Origin of the sequence: Methyloceanibacter sp. (assembly GCF_050728395.1) — a bacterium.
Taxonomy (GTDB): domain Bacteria; phylum Pseudomonadota; class Alphaproteobacteria; order Rhizobiales; family Methyloligellaceae; genus Methyloceanibacter.
The window spans coordinates 13,833-34,062 of record NZ_JBOHJB010000032.1 but is presented as its reverse complement, the minus strand read 5'-3'; the positions used below and the strand labels follow the sequence as shown (position 1 = coordinate 34,062).

General features: G+C 65.6%; 17 protein-coding genes, 1 tRNA gene and 1 pseudogene. 6 read left to right on the top strand and 13 right to left on the bottom strand.

The features are described 5' to 3' along the window. The 4 genes and pseudogenes from ACREC7_RS07810 to trxA all read left to right on the top strand — a co-directional run. Nucleotides 1-194 (top strand): annotated as a pseudogene (locus ACREC7_RS07810) (hypothetical protein); the annotation flags it as partial. Then, complete coding sequence (gene addB, locus ACREC7_RS07805) at nucleotides 187-3,300, top strand: double-strand break repair protein AddB (RefSeq protein ID WP_431555123.1); 3,114 nt, start codon at nucleotides 187-189, stop codon at nucleotides 3,298-3,300. The pseudogene ACREC7_RS07810 and the gene addB, both read left to right, overlap by 8 nt. After that, a complete protein-coding gene (gene addA, locus ACREC7_RS07800; protein WP_431555122.1) occupies nucleotides 3,297-6,830 on the top strand; it encodes a double-strand break repair helicase AddA in 3,534 nt (1,177 codons plus the stop codon). Before addB ends, addA begins: the two co-directional genes overlap by 4 nt. A gap of 70 nt (nucleotides 6,831-6,900) precedes the next feature. Further along, on the top strand, nucleotides 6,901-7,236 hold the full coding sequence (gene trxA / locus ACREC7_RS07795; RefSeq protein WP_431555121.1) for a thioredoxin: 336 nt from the start codon (nucleotides 6,901-6,903) through the stop codon (nucleotides 7,234-7,236). Here trxA and ACREC7_RS07790 read toward each other — a convergent pair. The 12 genes from ACREC7_RS07790 to aroA all read right to left on the bottom strand — a co-directional run bounded on the left by ACREC7_RS07790 (nucleotide 7,233) and on the right by aroA (nucleotide 18,734). Further along, entirely contained in the window at nucleotides 7,233-8,588 is a 1,356-nt protein-coding gene (locus tag ACREC7_RS07790; RefSeq protein ID WP_431555120.1) for a bifunctional folylpolyglutamate synthase/dihydrofolate synthase, read from the bottom strand. The two genes, trxA and ACREC7_RS07790, sit on opposite strands and share 4 nt — an antisense overlap. A gap of 11 nt (nucleotides 8,589-8,599) precedes the next feature. After that, the gene (gene accD / locus ACREC7_RS07785) at nucleotides 8,600-9,637 is read right to left on the bottom strand and encodes an acetyl-CoA carboxylase, carboxyltransferase subunit beta (RefSeq protein ID WP_431555119.1); all 1,038 of its coding nucleotides are present in this window, start codon (nucleotides 9,635-9,637) and stop codon (nucleotides 8,600-8,602) included. A 52-nt stretch (nucleotides 9,638-9,689) separates the two neighbouring features. Beyond that, nucleotides 9,690-10,532 (bottom strand): tryptophan synthase subunit alpha, encoded by an 843-nt coding sequence (gene trpA, locus ACREC7_RS07780; protein WP_431555118.1) that lies wholly within the window; start codon nucleotides 10,530-10,532, stop codon nucleotides 9,690-9,692. After that, nucleotides 10,529-10,969, bottom strand: coding sequence for an endonuclease domain-containing protein (locus tag ACREC7_RS07775; RefSeq protein ID WP_431555117.1), 441 nt, complete (start codon nucleotides 10,967-10,969; stop codon nucleotides 10,529-10,531). The genes trpA and ACREC7_RS07775 overlap by 4 nt, the downstream gene beginning before the upstream one ends. A 75-nt stretch (nucleotides 10,970-11,044) precedes the next feature. After that, entirely contained in the window at nucleotides 11,045-12,286 is a 1,242-nt protein-coding gene (gene trpB, locus ACREC7_RS07770) for a tryptophan synthase subunit beta (RefSeq protein ID WP_431555116.1), read from the bottom strand. Next, nucleotides 12,283-12,951: a phosphoribosylanthranilate isomerase gene (locus ACREC7_RS07765; RefSeq protein WP_431555115.1), complete on the bottom strand. Its 669-nt coding sequence runs from the start codon at nucleotides 12,949-12,951 to the stop codon at nucleotides 12,283-12,285. Before ACREC7_RS07765 ends, trpB begins: the two co-directional genes overlap by 4 nt. Before the next feature lie 122 nt (nucleotides 12,952-13,073). Then, nucleotides 13,074-13,415, bottom strand: coding sequence for a lipopolysaccharide assembly protein LapA domain-containing protein (locus tag ACREC7_RS07760; protein WP_431555114.1), 342 nt, complete (start codon nucleotides 13,413-13,415; stop codon nucleotides 13,074-13,076). A 24-nt stretch (nucleotides 13,416-13,439) separates the two neighbouring features. After that, nucleotides 13,440-13,733 carry an integration host factor subunit beta gene (gene ihfB / locus ACREC7_RS07755; RefSeq protein WP_424389241.1) on the bottom strand — a complete coding sequence of 98 codons (294 nt, stop codon included), beginning with the start codon at nucleotides 13,731-13,733 and terminating at the stop codon, nucleotides 13,440-13,442. A 39-nt stretch (nucleotides 13,734-13,772) separates the two neighbouring features. Next, the gene (sppA, locus tag ACREC7_RS07750; RefSeq protein ID WP_431555113.1) at nucleotides 13,773-14,732 is read right to left on the bottom strand and encodes a signal peptide peptidase SppA; all 960 of its coding nucleotides are present in this window, start codon (nucleotides 14,730-14,732) and stop codon (nucleotides 13,773-13,775) included. A gap of 70 nt (nucleotides 14,733-14,802) precedes the next feature. Beyond that, nucleotides 14,803-16,608: a 30S ribosomal protein S1 gene (gene rpsA / locus ACREC7_RS07745; RefSeq protein WP_431555112.1), complete on the bottom strand. Its 1,806-nt coding sequence runs from the start codon at nucleotides 16,606-16,608 to the stop codon at nucleotides 14,803-14,805. 171 nt (nucleotides 16,609-16,779) lie between these two features. Further along, nucleotides 16,780-17,421 carry a (d)CMP kinase gene (gene cmk, locus ACREC7_RS07740; protein ID WP_431555111.1) on the bottom strand — a complete coding sequence of 214 codons (642 nt, stop codon included), beginning with the start codon at nucleotides 17,419-17,421 and terminating at the stop codon, nucleotides 16,780-16,782. Then, entirely contained in the window at nucleotides 17,418-18,734 is a 1,317-nt protein-coding gene (gene aroA / locus ACREC7_RS07735; RefSeq protein ID WP_431555110.1) for a 3-phosphoshikimate 1-carboxyvinyltransferase, read from the bottom strand. Before aroA ends, cmk begins: the two co-directional genes overlap by 4 nt. 101 nt (nucleotides 18,735-18,835) lie before the next feature. Between aroA and ACREC7_RS07730 the strand changes: the two genes are divergently transcribed. Both ACREC7_RS07730 and ACREC7_RS07725 read left to right on the top strand, forming a co-directional pair. Then, nucleotides 18,836-19,237 carry a TIGR02300 family protein gene (locus tag ACREC7_RS07730; RefSeq protein WP_431555109.1) on the top strand — a complete coding sequence of 134 codons (402 nt, stop codon included), beginning with the start codon at nucleotides 18,836-18,838 and terminating at the stop codon, nucleotides 19,235-19,237. A 131-nt stretch (nucleotides 19,238-19,368) separates the two neighbouring features. After that, nucleotides 19,369-19,444: transfer RNA gene (locus ACREC7_RS07725), tRNA-Ala, on the top strand. Nucleotides 19,445-19,576: 132 nt separating this feature from the next. On the opposite strand, the gene ACREC7_RS07720 is transcribed toward ACREC7_RS07725, so the two are convergent. Then, complete coding sequence (locus ACREC7_RS07720; protein WP_431555108.1) at nucleotides 19,577-20,095, bottom strand: hypothetical protein; 519 nt, start codon at nucleotides 20,093-20,095, stop codon at nucleotides 19,577-19,579. Nucleotides 20,096-20,230: the final 135 nt, after the last annotated feature.

The following is a 20,230-nucleotide window of genomic DNA, read 5'->3' as shown; positions in this document are numbered from 1 at the left end:
GTGCCGAGCCGCTCAGCGATGCAAGACTGTTCACCGACGCGCCTGACGGAAAATTCTCGTTGAACCTGTTGTGGGACCGGGCGCTTGCCAAGAAGCGCCTCTACGGCATGCGTCTCGACGGGCACTGGATGCATGTCGGTACGCCTGAGGCCCTGGCCGAGGCCGAGACCTGGTTCGAGCACGAAGGTGCCTGACGCCGGCCAAAAGCGCCCGCGGCTCTACACGATCCCGCCCTCGGCGCCATTCCTCTCCACGCTCGCCAGAGCCGTGCTCAACGGCGATCTGCCGGTCCCGGGCGGCGCCAAGCCCGATCCGCTGACGCTGCCGCGCGCCGTCATCTATCTGCCCACGCGCCGCGCGGTCAGGGCTTTGCGCGATGCCTTTCTCGATGCTTCGGGCGGCCGGGCGGCGCTGCTGCCCTCAATCCGCGCGCTCGGCGATCCCGACGAGGACGCCGCGATCATCTTCGGCGCCGAGGGCGGCGCCGATCAAGGCTTCGCAGTGGCCGGCGGAGCGCGGGCGGTCGGCCCGCTCGAGCGGCGCCTTGCTCTGATGCGGCTGGTGCTTGCCTGGAGCGAGACCCTGCGCAAGGGCGCCATCGCCGATCCTTCGGGCCTCGGACCCGTGCCACCGGCCTCCACGCCGGCGCAAGCCTCCTATCTCGCCGCGGACCTCGCCGACCTCATGGACTTCATCGAAAGCGAAGAGGTCGGCCTCTCCGCTCTGCAAGGTCTCGTGCCGGAGGAGCACTCGGAGCACTGGCAGCTGACGGTCGAGTTCCTGAAGATCGTCACCGAGCACTGGCCGGCTCATCTTCGCGACAATGGCCTCGTCTCTCCCACCGCGCGGCGGAATGCGCTGATGGCCTTCGAGGCTGAGCGCCTTATCGCCAACCCACCGGCTGGTCCGGTGATCGCCGCAGGATCGACCGGAACTGTGCCGGCCACGGCGCGGCTCCTCAAAGTCATCGCCTCGCTGCCAAATGGCGCCGTGGTGCTGCCGGGCCTCGACCTGTCGCTCGACGAGGCGAGTTGGCAAAGTCTCGACGACCATCCTGAGCATCCGCAGACCGGCATGGCGGAACTCCTCAACACGCTCGGTGCGACCCGCGACGACGTGCACTACGTGCAAGGCAGCCAACCCAACGTCGAGCGGCGCGCGCGGCTCAAATTCGTGAGCGAAGTGCTGCGTCCGGCGGGCGACACTGATCGCTGGCAGCATTTTCTCAAAGAGGAGGATGCAAGCCTTCCGCTCGCGCTCGCAGGAATTGAGACGCTCGAGACGCCGACGGCGCATGACGAGGCCGAAGCCATCGCGCTCATCCTCCGCTCCACCATCGAGGCACCAGGCAAGACCGCGGCGCTGATAACGCCAGACCGAACGCTTGCCAGGCGCGTGGCGGTGCGGCTCAAATCCTACGATCTCATCATCGACGATTCGGCGGGCGTGCCGGTCGCGCGCACCTTGCCCGGCGCCTTCCTCGACCTCGTCATCAGCGCAGCGGACAGCGGCTTCGCGGCGCCGGAGCTCATGGCGCTGCTCAAGCATCCGCTGACCCTTGCCGGCCGTGCTCCAGGCGACATCAGAAAGGATGCGCGCGCGCTCGAACGGGCCGCCTTCCGTGACATCTATATCGGCCAGGGTCTCGACGGCGTCGCCGACGCGGTCAAGGCCGCGCGAAGCGAAGAGCGCCGCCGCAAGACCGTCACCCTGCCCGAGCAGGAGACGGCGCTGCGCCTGGTCGAGGACCTCAAACGCGCCTTCGCGCCGCTCGCCGCCCTGTTTCAGGACCCATCGCCTCATCCGGCCTCGCGCGTTGCCGAGGCCCATGCCGCCGCCGCCGAGGCGCTCGCCAAAGACCGCACAGACTCCTCGTCGCACCTTTGGCAGGGAGAGGCCGGCGAGGCGATGTCGGTGCTGCTCGCCGAGTTGATGGCGGAGGGCGAACGGGTCCCGCTCAAGCTAACGGACTACGCGCCCTTCTATCGCAGCCTGCTCGCCGGCCGCGTCGCACGCCCGCGCCGGCCGGCGCATCCCCGCCTCTTCATCTGGGGGCCGCTCGAAGCCCGGCTGCAGCAGCCCGACGTGGTGATCCTCGGCAGCCTGAACGAGGGCGTCTGGCCCCGGCCGCAGGAGGCGAGCCCGTGGCTCAGCCGGCCCATGGCCGAGGCGCTCGGGCTCCCGCCGCCGGAGAGGCGCATTGGCCTTTCCGCCCACGACTTCGCCCAAGCAGTCGGAGCGCCGACCATTTATCTCTCACGCGCCGTCAAGGTCGACGGCGTGCCGACCGTGCCGTCGCGCTGGCTGCAGCGGCTCATGGCCCTCGTGGAAGCGGCGAAGGCCACGCCCAGAATCGCGCCGGAGCATCCTTGGGCGGCATGGGCACGCGAGCGCGACAGGGTCGCAAGCTTCCAACCTGCACAGCCTCCCAGCCCGCGCCCGCCGGTCGAGGCGCGCCCGCGCAAGCTCAGCGTCACCCGCATCGAGAAGTGGATCGCCAACCCCTACGAGATCTTTGCCCGCGACATCCTGCGGCTCGAAGAGCTGAAGCCGCTTGGCGCCCTTCCCGATAGCGCGCTGCGTGGCACCATGGTGCATCGCGCCTTGCACGAATTCGCGCGCACCTATTCCGACGAATTACCGGCGGACATCTATGCCGCGCTCGTCGACGTCGCCGACGAGCAGTTCGCCACGCTTGGCGGCTCGCCACGTGTGGAGGCCTTCTGGCGTCCGGCGTTACAGCGTTTCGCGCGCTGGTTCGCGGCAACCGAGCCCGCGCGCCGAGACCGCGCGGTTGCCACACGCACCGAGGTCAAGGGCGCACTCGACCTTGCGGCAGGCGGAGGATTCACCCTCACGGCGCGCGCCGACCGCATCGACATCGGCGAGGACGGTGGCGTGACCATCTACGACTACAAGACCGGCAGGGCGCCGCTCGCAAAGCATGTCGATGAGCTGTTCGCGCCGCAGCTCGCGCTCGAAGCGGCAATCGCCGAAGGCGGCGGCTTCGAGGGGCTCGGCGAGCGGACGGTGGTCGATCTCCGTTACATCGAGGCCTCAGGACGGCACCAAGGCGGCGTGGATCGCGAAGCCGCGCAATCGCCGCCGGGGGACCTTGCCGGGAGGGCACTTGCCAATCTCAGCAGGCTTATCGAGCGTTTCGCCGATCCCGACACCCCTTACGAGGTGAAGCGCCGGCCGGGCGCCGCCTTCGCCAGCCTCTATCGCTACGACGAATACGAGCATCTCGCCCGCATTCAGGAATGGCTCACGCAAGAGCCCGACGAGGAGCCGCGATGAGCGACAAGCCGCCGCTCCTGCTCGAGGCCGACGCCAATCAGGCGCGCGCCTCCGATCCCACGGCGTCAGCCTGGGTATCGGCCAATGCCGGAACCGGCAAGACCGAAGTGCTGGTCAAGCGTGTCTTGCGCCTCTTGCTCGCAAGTTCGCGGCCGGAGTCTATTCTCTGTCTGACCTATACCAAGACAGCGGCTGCGGCGATGCAGAACCGCCTGCTCAAGGAGCTTGCCGATTGGGCGACGAGTCCGCCCGACGATCTGCGCGAGAGGTTGGCGGCGCTTATCGGCCGCGCTCCTGAGGATGAGACGGTGCGCCTGGCGCGGCGGCTGTTCGCCCAGGCGCTGGAGGCTCGGGGCGGACTCAAGATCTACACCATCCACGGATTTTGCGAGCGCCTGCTCCAACGCTTTCCGCTCGAGGCGAACGTCACACCGCATTTTGCGGTGCTCGACGACCGCGACCGGGCGGAGATGCGGGGCGACGCCTTCGACGCCACGATCGCCAGTGCCGCGGAGAACAGAGATAGCACGCTCGGCCAGGCGCTCGCCAAGATCATCGCGGTCACGAGCGAGGACTACTTTCGCAAGGTGGTCGATGCCGTGCTCGCCAAACGCGCCGAGCTCGCGCTCCTGATGGCCCATCACGATTCCCGCCCCGATTGGGCCGAGGCAGAGGCTGCCGCGCTCAAGCACCTGCTCGACGTCGCCGGCGACACCGAGCACGCCCTCCTTGCCGAGCTTGCCGGCGTTGTTACCGACGAAGAAATCGACGCCGCCACCGTTGCCTTCGCTGCGTTCGGCAGCACCGCCAAGACCGACAGGGATGCCGAGACCGGTTTGCGCGAGGCCAGGGCCAGCGACGGCGAACGCCGCGTGGCCGCGCTCGCCGAGATCTTCCTGACCGGACCCGGCGAGACGAAGGACAAGGTATGCACCAAGGCCTTTGCCGAGGCCGAGCCTGAGATCGTGCGGACGCTCATGCGCGCCCAGACCCGCTTCGCCGGCCTCGATTTGCGGCTGGCGCATTTGCGCATGGCCGAAGTGAGCGGCGCCTTGCTCATCCTCGCCGACGCGATTCAGTCCGACTATGAGCGGCGGAAGCGCGCGGAAGCCGCTCTCGACTACGACGATCTCATCATCAAGACCCAAGACTTGCTCTTGAGCGCCGGGGCGGCGGCCTGGGTGCTCTACAAGATCGGCGGCGGCGTCGACCATATCCTGGTCGACGAGGCTCAGGATACCAACCCGGCGCAATGGACCATCATCGAGCGACTGGCGGACGAGTTCTTCGCCGGCGAAGGTGCTTGCGCCAAGCTCCGCACGCTGTTTGCGGTCGGCGACGAGAAACAGTCGATCTACAGCTTTCAGGGTGCCGACCCCGCTCGCTTCGGCGAAGTTGGACGCGCTTTTCGCGCCAAGGCGGCTGCCGCGCAGCGCCTGTGGCAGGACGTTCCGCTTAACCTGTCCTTCCGCTCGACGGAGCCGGTTCTCGAGGCGGTCGATCGGGTGTTTGCCAACCCGACCGCCGCGGGCGGACTTACCTCGCTGGCAGGCGCGGTCATCAAGCATCATGCCTTCCGCCAAGGCGAGGCTGGCCTGGTCGAGCGTTGGGAGGTGCATAAAGAAACCAAGTCCCCGCAGGCAGATGCATTCGAACCGTGGAACGAGCAGCGCGGCGGGGCACGTTCGGTCGATGAGCTTTGCGCGCGGATTGCGGCGCTCATCAAGCATTGGCTGACCACCGGCGAAGAGCTTGGTGCGGTGGGGCGCAAGATCAAGGCGGGCGACGTGCTGATCCTGGTGCGGCGGCGCGATCCTTTCACCAGACCGATGTTCCGCGCGCTGAAGCGGGAGGGTGTGCCGGTGGCCGGCGCCGACCGCATGCGCCTCATGGACCAGCTTGCCGTGCAGGACCTCGTGGCGCTCGCCGACGTGCTGCTGATGCCTGAGGACGATCTTGCGCTCGCCGTGGTGCTCAAGAGCCCGCTGTTCGGGCTCGACGATGAGGCCCTGTTCGAGGTCGGCTTTGGGCGGAGCGGTTCGCTGTGGAGCGCGCTCACGGCGAAGGCCGGCGTCGATGCGCGCTTCGCCGAGGCGGCGGCCACGCTCGCCCGCCTGCTGTCCCGCGTCGACTTGCAGGCGCCTTATGAATTCTTCTACGACCTGCTCGAGCGCGACGCCCAGGCAATGCGCAAGCGCATGCTCACCAGGCTCGGGCCGGAGGCGGCAGAGGCGCTCGATGAGTTCCTCGATCTCGCCCTTGCCTATGACCGGGACGAAGCTCCCTCGCTACAAGGCTTCATCGATGAGCTCCGCGCGAGCGATATCGAAATCAAGCGCGACATGGAGCAGGAGCGCGACGAGGTCCGCATCATGACCGTGCACGGCGCCAAGGGCCTGCAGGCGCCAATCGTATTCCTGCCCGACACCTGCATGACGTCCCGGGCGCAAGCGCCGCGGATCTTTCCGCTGGAGCGGCCTGGCACGCCGCCAGGCACGGTCGGCCATCTCCTCTGGGCGCCTGCGGGGCACTCCGATCTTGAGGTCCTGGCGACGTCCAAGGACGGCCTCCAGCAGGCCGAACGCGATGAGTACAACCGGCTGCTCTATGTTGCCATGACCAGGGCGCGCGACCGGCTCTATATCTGCGGCTGGGAGGGCACGAAGAAGCGAGAAAGGAACTGCTGGTACGACCTCGTGGCGCAAGCGACGGCCGGCCTTCTCACCGAGACCACCGGTTACGACGGAAAGACCGTGTGGAGGCATGAGAACGAGCCAACGATCACGGCCAAGAAGGCCGCAGAGAGCGAGGCGCAGACCAAGGCAGCCCCGCTGCCGGACTGGGCGACCAAGCCAGCGCCGGCGGAGCGCTCACGGGCGATCCTGACGCCGTCAGGGCTTGGCGCCCTCCTCGGCGACGCGGCACCCCCCTACCCCGAGCAGCCGCCGCTCGGGCCAAAGGAGCTTGCCGACAACCTGCGCTTCGCCCGCGGCCGGCTGGTGCACACGCTGCTGCAATATCTGCCTGAGGTGGCAGCCGCCGATCGGGAGGGTGCGGCGCGAAGCTTCGTCGCCGTACGCGGGCGCGACCTGCCGCAAGAGATGCGCGCGGAGATCGTGACCGAGACGCTCGCCATCGTGCAGGACCAGAGCTTCGCGCCGCTCTTTGCGCCCGGCAGCCTCAGCGAGGTGCCGGTGGTGGCAAGGCTCGGCGAGGGCGGCGACGCGCGCGACCTGTCCGGCCAGGTCGATCGGCTGGCGATCCTCGACGACGCCCTGCTCGTGCTCGACTACAAGACGAATCGGCCACCTCCTTCCACCCCCGATGACGTGGCGCCGGGCTATATCGCGCAACTTGCCGCCTATCGCGCGGCGCTCCGCCTCATGTTCCCGAAGCGAACGTTGCGGGCGGCGATCCTGTGGACCGATGGGCCGAAACTCATGGAAATCCCATCAACACTGCTTGATCTGGCAGAACGCCGCATGCTGCAGGAAGGCCCCAGCCTTGACGTTCCCGGGGTGCGCACCTAGGTTCGCTTTTTGACCACAAGACCGGCCACTTTCGGGGGTCGAATGCCGGCGACCTAGGAGAAGCAAATAAATGGCAACTGCAACTGTTTCCGACGATACCTTCGAGGCCGACGTATTGAAGTCGTCCACCCCCGTCGTGGTGGACTTCTGGGCCGAATGGTGCGGCCCTTGCCGGCAGATCGCACCGGCGCTCGAGGAGATCGCCAACGAACTCAACGGCAAGGTCAAGATCGTCAAGCTCAACATCGATGAGAATCATCGCACGCCGTCGCGCTACAATGTGCGGGCGATCCCGACGCTGATGATCTTCAAGGACGGCCAGCTGGCGGCGACGCAGACTGGCGCGCTTCCCAAGGGCAGGCTTGCCGACTGGATCAGCGGGACCATCGGCGTCGCCGCCGTCTAGCTTCCATGCAGCTTGAGAACGTGGCCCGCTAAATAGAGCGAGCCGCAGATCAGCACGCGTCCCGGACGCCCGAGTGCCGCGCGCGATTGCATCAGCGCGTGCGCCACGCCGCTCGTAGGCGTCACGTCGAAGCCTTCGCTCGCGGCGATCTCCGCCAGAGCATCGGCCGAGAACGCATTCGCCTCCTCGGGAATCGGCACGGTGTAGACGCGCTCGACTAGCCCCTTGAATGGAGCGATGAAGGCGTGGGCGTCCTTCGTCTCCATCATCCCCCAAATGAGATGAACGGCGCGCGGCACGCGCTCCTCGAATTCGGCGAGCGCATGCGCTATGGCTTGGCCGCCGGCGGCATTGTGCCCGCCGTCGAGCCAGATCTCGGTGCCCTCGCCCGCATATTGGTGAAGCGCGCCTTCGCCGAGGCGCTCAAGCCGCGCCGGCCATTCGGCATGGGTCAGTCCCCGCTCAAGCGCCTCGATAGTGAGCGCGTCGCCGAAGGTGACGCTCGCGGTGGCGATGGCAGCACCAGCATTGTCGATCTGATGCCGCCCGTTGAGGCGCGGCAAAGGAAGGTCGATCAGCCGCGAGGAGGTCTGGAAGATCAACCTGCGGTGCTGCTCGAACACGTCGAAGTCGCGCCCGAACACGTGGAGCGGCGCGCCGATCTCCTCTGCCCGCGCTTCGATGACCCGAAACGCTTCGGTTTCCTGGCGTCCAACGATGCAGGGGACGCCGGGCTTGAGGATGCCGGCCTTCTCGCCTGCTATCGCCGCAAGCGTGTGGCCAAGGAAGGAGACGTGATCGATGGAGATTGGGGTGATGGAGGTGGCGAGCGGCTTCTCCACGACGTTGGTCGCATCGAGCCTGCCCCCCAACCCGGTTTCGAGCAGCAGCACATCGGCGGGCGTATCGGCGAAGGCGAGGAAGGCGGCAGCCGTGGTGATCTCGAACAGGGTGATCAGCTCGCCGGCATTGGCAGCCTCGGCGCGGGCGAGGCAGTCGACCAGCCTGTCTTCGGTGATCGGAGCACCGCCATCGGAGCCGGCAAGCAGAATGCGCTCGTGGAAGTTGACGAGGTGCGGGGAGGTGTAGACATGCACGCGCTTGCCCAAGGCCTCGGCGATGGCGCGGACGAAGGCGATCAGCGATCCCTTGCCGTTGGTGCCGGCGACGTGGACCACCGGAGGCAGCTTGCGCTCAGGATGGTCAAGCGCCGCGAGTAGACGCTCGATGCGTCCAAGCGACAGATCGATCGATTGCGGGTGCAGCGCCTTGAGGCGCTCGAGCAGCGTGAGGCTCTCCGAGATCGAGGGCAGTGGAATGCGGCCCTCGTCGCTGTGGGGCAAGGTGGTCAAGGAGATTGGCCTTAGACGCTTCGCGGCGGACGAGGTTCGGCAGGGGTGCCGAAGGGCTCGTTCAAACGATCGTCGTCGTCGTCCTCGACCTCGATATCCACGATCTCGCCGTTGCCGCCGAGCCTCGCGAGCGTCGCAGCCGGCGCCGGATGCGAATTCATGCCGTCGAGATGCTCGGGAAGGGCGATGTCGCGACCAGGCCTGGTGTGGGTCAGCAGGTGGCAGATGCGGCCAAGCGTGTCACGCAGTCGATGGCGATGCACCACCATGTCGACCATGCCGTGGTCGAGCAGATATTCGGCGCGCTGGAAACCGTTGGGGAGCTGCTCGCGGATGGTCTGCTCGATGACGCGCGGACCGGCGAAGCCGATGAGGGCGCCGGGCTCGGCAATGTGGATGTCGCCGAGCATGGCGTAGGAGGCGGTGACGCCGCCGGTGGTCGGATGGGTCAGCACCACGATATAAGGAAGCTTCGCCTCGCGCAGCTCCTGCACCGCCACGGTGGTGCGCGGCATCTGCATGAGCGAGAGAATGCCTTCCTGCATGCGCGCGCCGCCGGAAGCGGCAAACAGAACGAACGGGCTTTGCTGCTTCACTGCCGTGCGCATGCCGGAAATCACCGCTTCACCGGCGGCGGTGCCGAGCGAGCCGCCCATGAAATCGAAATCCTGGACGGCGGCGACGATCTTGTCGCCTTGCAGCTTGCCGGCGCCGACAAGGACCGCGTCGGCAAGGCCGGTCTTGCCGCGGGCGTCCTTGATGCGGTCGGTGTAGCGCCGCTCGTCGCGGAATTTGAGCGGGTCGATCGGCACCTCGGGAAGAGCGATGGTCTCGTATTCGCCGCCGTCGAACAGGCCTTTCAGCCGCGCCGGTGCCGAGACGCGCATGTGGTAATTGGAGCCTGGAACCACGAACTGGTTGGCTTCGAGATCCTTGTAATAGATCATCTGCCCGGTTTCGGGGCATTTGACCCAAAGATTGTCCGGCATCTCCTTCTTGCGAAGGATGCTGCGGATCTTGGGCCTGACGACGTTGTTGATCCAGTTCACGGGACTACCAAACGGTCAAAAAGCAACACTCACCTTAAACTCGAAATCGTGCCTAAAGCGCGGCGGCGGCGGCTGGAGCGCGGAGCGCCGAAGCGAGCTGCTCCACGAGCGCCAGAGCCTTGGGGCCGGTTTCGGGCGTCGCCTTGCCTTCGGCATCGAGACTTTGAGCGATCGCCGACACAAGCGCCGAGCCAACCACCACACCCTCGGCGATCCTGGCGATGGCGCTCACCTGCTCCCTGGTCTTCACGCCGAAGCCGACGGCGATCGGGAGCTTGGTCGCCGCCTTGATGCGGGCCAAATGGGCGCCGACATCGGCAAGATTCGGCGCAGCCGTGCCCGTAATCCCGGCAATCGACACGTAATAGACGAAGCCCGAGCTATTGGCGAGCACCGCCGGCAGGCGCTTGGCGTCGGTCGTCGGCGTCGCCAGGCGAATGAAGTTCAGCCCTGCCTCGCTTGCGGGCGGGCGAAGCTCGGCATCTTCCTCTGGCGGCATGTCGACCACGATCAAGCCATCGACTCCGGCGGCGACCGCGTCCTTCAGGAAACGGTCAACGCCATAGATATATATGGGGTTGTAATAACCCATTAGCACGATGGGCGTGGAATCGTCGTTCTCGCGGAAGGCCTTAACCATGCGAAGGGTCTTGACCATGGTCTGACCCGCGGCAAGCGCGCGCTGCGAGGAGGCCTGGATCGCCGGCCCGTCAGCCATGGGATCGGAAAAGGGCATGCCGAGCTCGATGATATCGGCACCGGCGCCCGGCAGCGCTTTCAGCAGTTTGAGCGAGGTTGCCTGGTCCGGGTCGCCGGCGGTGATGAAGGTCACGAGCCCAGCGCGCCCCTGGCGCTTCAAATCGGCAAACCTGCGATCGATCCTGGTTTGGGTCATGACAGCGCCTGCCGATCACCTCCCCCCTTGCGGGGGAGGTCTGCTCGCCGCCGTTTTGCGGCGAGCAGGGAGGGGGGTGCAGCCTCGAGCTCGGCCGCTATTAGCTCCAGTACGCCCTGGGTATTTTGCAGCACATCATTGTTCCAGAACAGAAGCACTTTGTAGCCGCGCGTTGCGAGCCAAGCCGTCCTTTTGTCGTCATGCCTTGTCGCTGCCGCAGCTCCGTGCTGACCGCCATCAAGTTCGATAATCAGCATCAGGTCGTGACAAACAAAATCGACGATGTACCGGCCAATTGGTGCTTGACGCCGAAACGATGCGCCGCGGAAGCGATGTGCGCGCAGATGATACCAAAGCCTCCACTCGGCTCTGCTCATTGAGCTTCTTAGATTTCGGGCAACTCCGAGTTGGCGTGACGACACCTCGCTGTGAGGCATACCCCCCTCCCTAACCCTCCCCCTCAAGGGGGGAGGGGATCACGCTGTGCCTTTGGGAATGCGTCCTCACCATAGTCAGTTTCTGCCTCGCGTCTTGGCGCTCAAATAGCTTGCGACGGAGTCGAGGTCCTTGTCGCCGCGGCCGGAAAGATTGACCACCATCAGGTGATCCTTCTTCTTCCTCGGCGCGAGGTCGAACACGCGGGCGAGCGCGTGCGCCGGCTCGAGCGCCGGGATGATGCCTTCGAGCTTGCTGCAAAGCTGGAACGCGGCCACCGCCTCGGCATCGGTTGCCGAGAGGAATGTCACGCGGGCCATGTCGTTGAGCCAGGCGTGCTCGGGGCCGATGCCGGGATAATCGAGCCCGGCGGAAATCGAATGCGCTTCCTCGATCTGGCCGTCGTCGTCCATCAACAGATAGGTGCGATTGCCGTGCAGCACGCCGGGCCTGCCGCCGGCGATCGAGGCCGCGTGCTTGCCGCTGTCGAGGCCGAGGCCGGCAGCTTCGACGCCGTAGATTTCGATCCCACGCTCGTCGAGGAACGGATGGAACAGGCCCATGGCATTGGAGCCGCCGCCGATACAGGCGATCAGCGAATCCGGCAGGCGGTTTTCGGCCGCAAGCATCTGATCGCGCGTCTCACGGCCGATGATCGACTGGAAGTCGCGAACCATCGCCGGGTAAGGGTGCGGCCCTGCCACCGTGCCGATGCAATAGAAGGTGTCGTGCACATTGGCGACCCAGTCGCGCAATGCCTCGTTCATCGCATCCTTGAGCGTCTTGGAGCCCGATTCGACGGCGCGAACCTCGGCGCCGAGGATCTTCATCCTGAGCACGTTCGGCTTCTGCCGCTCGACGTCCACCGAGCCCATATAGACGATGCAGGGCAGCCCGAACTTCGCGCACAAGGTCGCGGTGGCGACGCCATGCATGCCGGCGCCGGTCTCGGCGATGATGCGCGTCTTGCCCATGCGCATGGCCAGCATGATCTGGCCGAGCACATTGTTCACCTTGTGCGCGCCGGTGTGATTGAGCTCCTCGCGCTTGAAATAGATCTTGGCGCCGCCGCAGTGCTGCGTGAGCCGCTCGGCAAAATAAAGCGGCGACGGCCTGCCGACGTAAGTTGCGAGATGGTGATCCATCTCGGCCTGGAAGGACGGATCGGCCTTGGCGTCGTTATAGGCCCGCTCCAGATCGAGGATCAGCGGCATCAGCGTTTCGGCGACGAAGCGTCCGCCATAGAGGCCGAAATGGCCGCGCTCGTCGGGCCCAGTGCGGTAGGAGTTGAGCGGGGGCTGGCTGAGGGGAGCACTCATGAGCCAATAGCCTTCTTCAACGGGCGGAACGCCTTGACCGCCTGAATGAACCTGCGCACCAGCTCGGGGCCCTTCTCGCCGGGCGCTCGCTCGACGCCTGAAGACACGTCGACCATGTCGGCGTCCGTCGCGACCAACGCCTCCCAGACATTGTCAGGGCCGAGCCCGCCGGACAGCGCGAAGGGACGCTCGACCAGAGGACCCCTAAGGGCGCGCCAGTCGAAGGCGAGCCCGTGACCGCCGGAAAGCTCTGAGCCCGCAGGCGCTTTGGCGTCGAACAGGATCATATCGGCGATGCCCCGGTAGGCGGCGGCTTTCCCCACATCATCTTCGGTAGCGACGCCGATGGCCTTGATCGCGCGCAAGCCTGAACGCGCCTTGATCGCCGCCACCCGCGCTGGCGACTCGCTGCCGTGGAGCTGAAGCAGGCTGGGGCGGACGGTGGCAAGGATCTCATCAACCAAGGCATCGTCGGGATCGACCAGAACCGCGACCGTCTCGATGCGCCCCAAGGCAAGCTCGGCGAGCGGCCGCGCGGCGTCAGGCGCGATATAGCGGGGGCTCTTGGGGAAGAACACGAGGCCGACATAGTCGGCGCCGGCAGCAACTGCCGTGTCCGCGATCTCTCGCGTCCGCACGCCGCAAATTTTCACCTTCACCGGCACCTGGCAGACTTTCCATGGCTGGGGGTGCAGGGGCCCTCAAACAGCGCCCAGGCGGGGGCCACCCTAGGCAATTCGGGGGCCGAAGTCTATCGCAGTGCAACAAACCGCCCCCAAGGAGGCTTTCAATCGGCGGCGAGGCGGGCGCGCCGCGGGTGGGCGTCGAGGCCTTCCAGCTCCTTCTCCAGGCGGTCGGCCTGGCGGCGCCAGGTCGAGGCCTCGCGGGCTTCGACCCGCGCCGTCTTTCGCCATTTGCCCTGGCCGAGCCAGGTCGCAATCCCGCCAATGACGAGCCCAAGGGCGAAAGCGCCAAGCAGGAACAGGAATAATGGCGCCTCGATGCCGAAGCCGGCATTGGCGTCAAACGGATTGAGTCCGAGCATGACCGGCTTGCGGTTGACGACGGCGAGCGCCACGAGCAATACGCCGAGCGGGACGACAATCAGGACGGCGACCAGTTTACGCATCACGGCCGCTCCATCGGGACGAGGCTAGGCCGCCCCATCCTCGCGGTTCAGGCGCTCGCGCAGCTCCTTGCCGGTCTTGAAGAAGGGCACGAACTTGTCTTCGACAAAGACGGTGTCGCCGGTGCGCGGATTGCGACCCTGGCGGGCGGCGCGGTGCTTCACCGTGAAGGCGCCGAAGCCGCGCAGCTCGACCCGGTCACCGCGGGCAAGCGCGCCAGTTATTTCATCGAGCACGATGTTGATGATGCGCTCGACGTCGCGCTGAAAGAGGTGCGGGTTGGCCGCAGCCACGCGCTGAATCAATTCCGACTTGATCATGATTGCCCCACAATGCCGGCTTGCCGGCAGCAGCCCCCGCTAGCTACCCGCAGGGTGCCAAAGCGAAACTAGACCGTCAAGCCTAAGTCCTTCCGAAACTTGACCGAATAGGGATGCAAAGTTGCCGGCGGAACTGCCGAGAGAGGACGCGATCGAGCCGAACAGCCAGCCAAAAATGCCGCCGCCTTCGGTCCTGGGCTTCCACTCGACCACGGAAAGTCCGGTAGCAACGTCGCGCTTCTCTTGCAGCCACCTCTTGGCAGCCCTTTCGTCGCCGATCTCGTCGACGAGCTTGAGCGCCAAGGCCTGCCGCCCGGAATAGACGCGGCCGTCGGTCAAGCCGGGCACTGCGGCCGGCTCGAGGTTGCGGCGCTTGCCGACAAGATCCACGAACCAGACTTTCGCCTCCTGCACCATTTCCGCGGCGAGCGCCCTGCCCTTCTCGTCGGTGGGCTCGAAGGGATTGGGAACCGCCTTCAATGGCCCGCTTTTCACCTCCTCGACCTTCACCCCGAGCGTGCGCATGAGCTCGGAAACGTCGGCCCACTGGAAGATGACTCCGACCGATCCGGTGATGGTGTTGCCGTAGACGAAGATGCGGTCGGTGGCGAGCGCCACGATATAGGCGGCTGAGGTGGCGAGCGTGCCGCAAACCGCGACCACAGGCTTCTTCCCGCCGAGGCGGCGGATCGCATCGTACATCGCTTCGCCGCCGGTGGTGGTGCCGCCCGGGCTGTTGATGTCGAGGATCACCGCCCTCACCTGGCTCGACTTGCCGACCTTGTCGAGGAGCTCGAGCATCTTCTGATCGTCGGTGATGAGGCCGCTCACCGATATGCGGGCGATGTGCGGCAGGAAGCTGCCGGAGCCGGCCAGGCGCTGATCGCCGGCCATCACGAGGGCGATGACGAAGACGGCGAGCACGATCGCGGCGAGCCGCCAAGCGGTGAGCCGCCGCCTGAGACGGCGGCGCTCGATCACGGTCTCGGCTTCGATCACGGTCTCTTCTCTCTAGAAGATCGACAGCCTGGAGAGGCGGAAGTCCGGGCGCGGCTCGCGGCCCCCCGGATTACTCCTCGGCCTCCGCCGAATCCTCGGTCTTGGCAGCCTCGCTCTTGGTCTTGCTCTTGCGCTTCGGCTTCTCGGCGACCTCATCGCCGTCATCTTCCTTGGCCTTGCTCAAGGCGGCACCGAGAATGTCGCCGAGCGAGGCGCCGCTATCGGTCGAGCCGTATTGAGCGACGGCCTCCTTCTCCTCGGCGATTTCCAGCGCCTTGATCGACACCCCGACCTTGCGCGCCTTGGCATCGACCTGGGTCACCACGGCGTCGAACTTCTCGCCAACGCCGAAGCGGTCAGGCCGCTGCTCGGAACGGTCGCGAGAGAGGTCGGAGCGGCGGATGAAGCTGGTCAGGTCGTGATCGACGAGCTTGACCTCGAGCCCGCTGTCCTTCACCGCGACGACTTCGCAGGTCACCCGCATGCCCTTCTTGAGCTTGGCGGACGGCGCACCGGAAGCAAACGGATCGGGCGTGAGCTGCTTGACGCCGAGGCTGATGCGCTCCTTCTCGGAGTCGGCTTCGAGCACCACGGCTTTGACGTTGTCGCCCTTGTTGTAGTCCTTGAGGGCGTCCTCCCCGGACTTGGACCAGTCCAGATCCGACAAGTGCACCATGCCGTCGATACCGCCATCGAGCCCGATGAACAGACCGAACTCGGTGATGTTGCGGATCGGGCCTTCGATATTGGTGCCGGGTGGATGATTGGCGGCGAAGGCGACCCAGGGATTCTCCTGGGTCTGCTTGAGGCCGAGCGAAATGCGGCGCTTCTCGGGGTCGACCTCGAGCACCTGCACCTCGACCTCCTGGCTCGTCGAGATGATCTTGCCGGGATGGATGTTCTTCTTGGTCCAGCTCATCTCCGACACGTGGATCAGTCCCTCCACGCCGGGCTCGAGCTCGACGAAGGCGCCATAGTCGGTGATGTTGGTGACGGTGCCCTTGAGCCGCGAGCCCACCGGATATTTGGCGGCGATACCCTCCCAAGGATCGGCTTCGAGCTGCTTGATGCCTAAGCTGATGCGCTGGGTCTCGGGATTGATGCGGATGATCTGCACCTTGACGCTATCGCCGACGTTCACGACCTCGCTCGGATGGGCGACGCGCCTCCATGCCATGTCGGTGACGTGCAACAGACCGTCGATGCCGCCGAGATCGATGAAGGCGCCGTAGTCGGTGATGTTCTTGACCACGCCCTCGATGACCTGACCTTCTTCCAGCCGCGCCACGATCTCGCTGCGTTTTTCGGCGCGCGTCTCTTCGAGCACGGAGCGTCGCGACACCACGATGTTGCCGCGGCGGCGGTCCATCTTCAGGATCTGGAACGGCTGCGGCATATTCATCAGCGGTCCGACGTCGCGGATCGGTCGAATATCGACCTGGCTGCCCGGCAGGAAGGCCACGGCGCCGTCGAGATCGACGGTGAAGCCGCCCTTGACCCGGTTGAAGATCACGCCTTCGACGCGTTCGCCGGCCTTGTACTTCTCCTCGAGCCGCGTCCAGCTCTCCTCGCGGCGCGCTTTCTCGCGCGACAGCACGGCCTCGCCCATGGCGTTCTCGACGCGCTCGAGATACACGTCGACCTCGTCGCCGACGGAGAGATTGGCGGGGCGGCCGGAGACGCCAAATTCCTTCAGGGGAATGCGGCCCTCGGTCTTGAGGCCGACATCGATCACCGCAACGTCCTTCTCGATCGCGACGATGGTGCCCTTGACGACGTTGCCTTCCTGCAGCGCCGTGGTGGTCAGCGACTCTTCGAGCAGGGCCGCGAACTCGTCGTGGCTCGGATGGCTGATGCTAGCCTGCGGTTCGTTCATCAAAACTCTCTAGTCCCTTCCAATCGTATTGCCCGTCTTCGCCGCCGGCGATGAAGCCGGCAAAAGCACGGGGTCAAGCGTGTCCACAGCTGACGCGCCGCTTGAGGTCTACCGCCAGAATTTCGCGGAAAACTTCGGAAATGGTATGCCAATGCGATAAGGGGCGCTGCCTCAACCGGCGTACCCTGCACGGCCCATCGCAGCGTCGATCAGATCGATGGCAGCCCTGAATGCGGCGTCTATATCCAAATTTGTAGTATCGAGCAAGTGCGCGTCAGGGGCCTGGCGCAAGGGCGCCGCGGCGCGGTGCTTGTCCCGTTCGTCGCGCCGCCGGATATCGCATAGCACCTCGGCTTCGCTTAAGTCGATTCCGCCGCCTTTTAGCTCGATATAGCGCCGCCGGGCGCGTTCCTCAGGCGTCGCCGTCACAAATAATTTCACGTCGGCCTCGGGGCAGATCACCGTGCCGATGTCCCGTCCGTCGAGCACCGCGCCCGATTTGGCGCGGGCGAAGCTCCGCTGATAGGCGAGTAGCTCGTTGCGCACCTCAGGATGCTTGGCGACAAGCGAGGCCGCTTCGCCGAGGCCCGGTTTCCTGAGGCGCGGATCGCCGAGCGTGCGCGGGTCAAGCGCCTTGGCGCTTTTGAGCGCCTCGATTGCGTCGGCCGGATCTCCTCCACGCGCCAAGGTATCGCGCGCAACCGCGCGGTAGAGCGTGCCGGTGTCGAGATAGGCAAGGCCGTAATGCGCGGCGATGCGCTTGGCGATCGTGCCCTTGCCGGAGGCCGCCGGCCCGTCGATGGCGATGATCATCGGAACTGGGCTCCGAGTTTCGTCATCAGTGGCACGAAGGCCGGGAAGCTCGTGGCGATCATGCCCACGTCGTCGACGGCGACCGGCTGTTCGGCGCCAAGGCCAAGGGTGAGAAACGCCATGGCGATGCGGTGGTCCATGTGCGTTTCGACCACGCCGCCCCCGGGCACGCTGCCCTTGCCAACGAGGATGAGATCGTCGCCCTCGATGCTCGTCTCTACGCCGCAAGCGAGGAGCCCGGCCGCGGTGGCGGCGAGACGGTCGCTCTCTTTCACGCGAAGCTCGGCAAGACCGCGCAAGCGCGTCTCGCCGTCAGCAAAGGCGGCAAGCACCGCGAGCACCGGATATTCATCGATCATGCTCGGCGCGCGCGAAGCCGGAACATCAACGCCGCGAAGCGCGCCAGCGCGCACCCGAAGGTCGGCCGCAGGCTCGCCGCCTTGCAAACGGAGGTCAAGCAGCTCAACGTCCCCGCCCATCTCACGCACCGTCTCGATGAAGCCGGCGCGGGTTGGGTTCATGAGCACGCAGTCGAGCACGATGTCGGAGCCCTCGCAGATGAGGCCGGCGGCGATGGCGAAGGCGGCAGAGCTCGGGTCACCAGGAATGGCGATGGAGGTTCCGCCGAGCTCGGCGTCGCCGCGGACCGTGACGGCGCGGCGGCCGTCGTCCTCGTCCTTCACCGAGATCTCGGCGCCGAAATGGGTGAGCATGCGCTCGGTGTGGTCGCGGGAGGCAAGCGGCTCGATCACCGTGGTGCGCCCCGGCGCATGCAGACCTGCGAGCAGCACCGCAGACTTCACTTGCGCCGAAGCGACCGGAGATGCGTAAACGATGGGGACGAGATCGGGCGTGCCCCTGACGGTGAGCGGGAGCGTGGTGCGCGCGTCGTCGTCGATGGCGAGCCCCATGCGTTGCAGCGGCCTCAGCACGCGCGCCATGGGACGGCGGCAGAGCGAGGCATCGCCGGTGAAGCGCGCCTCCATATCGTGGCCAGCGACCACGCCGAGCATCAGCCTCGAGCCGGTGCCGGAATTGCCGAAATCGAGATCCTCCATTGGCGCCCGCAGGCCGCCGACACCCTGACCGGTCACCTCCACGCCGCCATCGACGTGGCGGATCTGGGCCCCGAGCGCCACCACCGCCTTTGCCGTGGCCAAGACATCCTCCGCCTCAAGCAGGCCGGTGATGCGGGTGCGCCCCGTGGCCAGCGCGCCCAGAATGAGGGCGCGATGGGAGATCGATTTATCGCCGGGAACCCTGATCGTGCCGGCAAGGGCCCGCGTGGGAACGGCGGAAAGTGGCTGCGACATGGACCTTGGATTTTCAGTCTTTGGGCGCTTTCGATAGCTTTTGACAGCACCAGGCAAGCGTGGCAATGGGGGGCGAAGCACATCAAGCATCGAGGACGTCAATGTCGAAACCCGCGAGAGGGAGCAAGCGCGTTTGCCAGAGCTGCGGCGCGCGGTTTTACGACTTGGGCCGGACGCCGATCGTCTGCCCCGCCTGCCAGGCCGTCTACCAGGTGACGCAGCCGACATCGCGGCGCGGAGAGCGGGCGCCGGTGCCGGAGGTACGGGAGAAGGTGGTGCCGAAGGTCGAGGCCGTTGCGCTCGAACCCGAGACGATCAGCCTCGAAGAGGTCGAGGAGGCCGGCGAGGACGCGGCGATCGAAGATGAGGAGATCGTCGATCTCGGCGAGGAGGCGGAAATTCCCGCGGCCGGCGAGGATGACACCTTCCTGGAGGAGCCTGAAGGCGATGAGGAGGCCGATGTCTCCGGCATTGTCAGCGGCCCCGAGAAGGAGGAGGGCTGATTCCAGGAAACCGAAGTCAGAGGTCAGAAATCAGAAGCGTATTTTCGCTTGAACCCCGGTCTGCACGGACCTAATTCAAGAACCCGGAGCCGGACGCTCTGGCTTCCGACTTCTGATGTCTGACTTCTGAAGGGGCCATAGCTCAGTTGGGAGAGCGCGTGAATGGCATTCACGAGGTCGGCGGTTCGATCCCGCCTGGCTCCACCAAATCACACAAAAAAGAGCGGGGCGGTCGCTGCGACCACCCCCTCCTAAAGCCTTGCCTCTCTAAACCGCCTCGTCCAAACGGGCGGGCGCGCGCCAACCTCTTCAAAGTTGCTCAAGTGAGCGAGCGATGGATCAGTTATAGTAGCAGATCGCGATGCCGGCGCCGTAGTCCTTGCAGGAATATAATTCGTAGATGTTCCCCGCTTCATCGACTTCATATTGATTGCACGCTGCAGCACACCCTGCTTTGAAAAGCCCCACTCCGGACGTGCGTGTCACCAGGCGTGCCCGCGTCGGTGTTGGATTGGTGGAGGGCATGGCGGGAGTCGCAACCCCCGGCTTGCCTACGGCGCTCAACAAGGATGAGAGCATGGCACCTTCTGGTGACTCAGGTGTTTTGATGGTTAGGTTTACGAGTGGGTGAGTATGGTCACCGCAAGGCACGACCTGCAAGACTTCAACACGTTCGATCACATTCGTCGGGATCAAAATCCATTGAGCGCAACGAGTTCCGGGCGCAAACATCAGCCCAGTCGACGGGGTATCCGGCAGCTTCACCATGCCTGTTATTACCAGAGGCGCCGTCATGTCATTACGCTGCAATTTGTCGATGAACTCTTGCGCTGTGAACGCACTCTCCCGTTCCGCCATGTGACGACCTCTCTCTGATGTTAGAGCCGAGTCCCTGAAAAACGATGCCAAGGAAATGTATCAGGCCAGTCGATGACGTGCGACGCTGCCAGTCCATAGCTCAGTTGGGAGAGCGCGTGAATGGCATTCACGAGG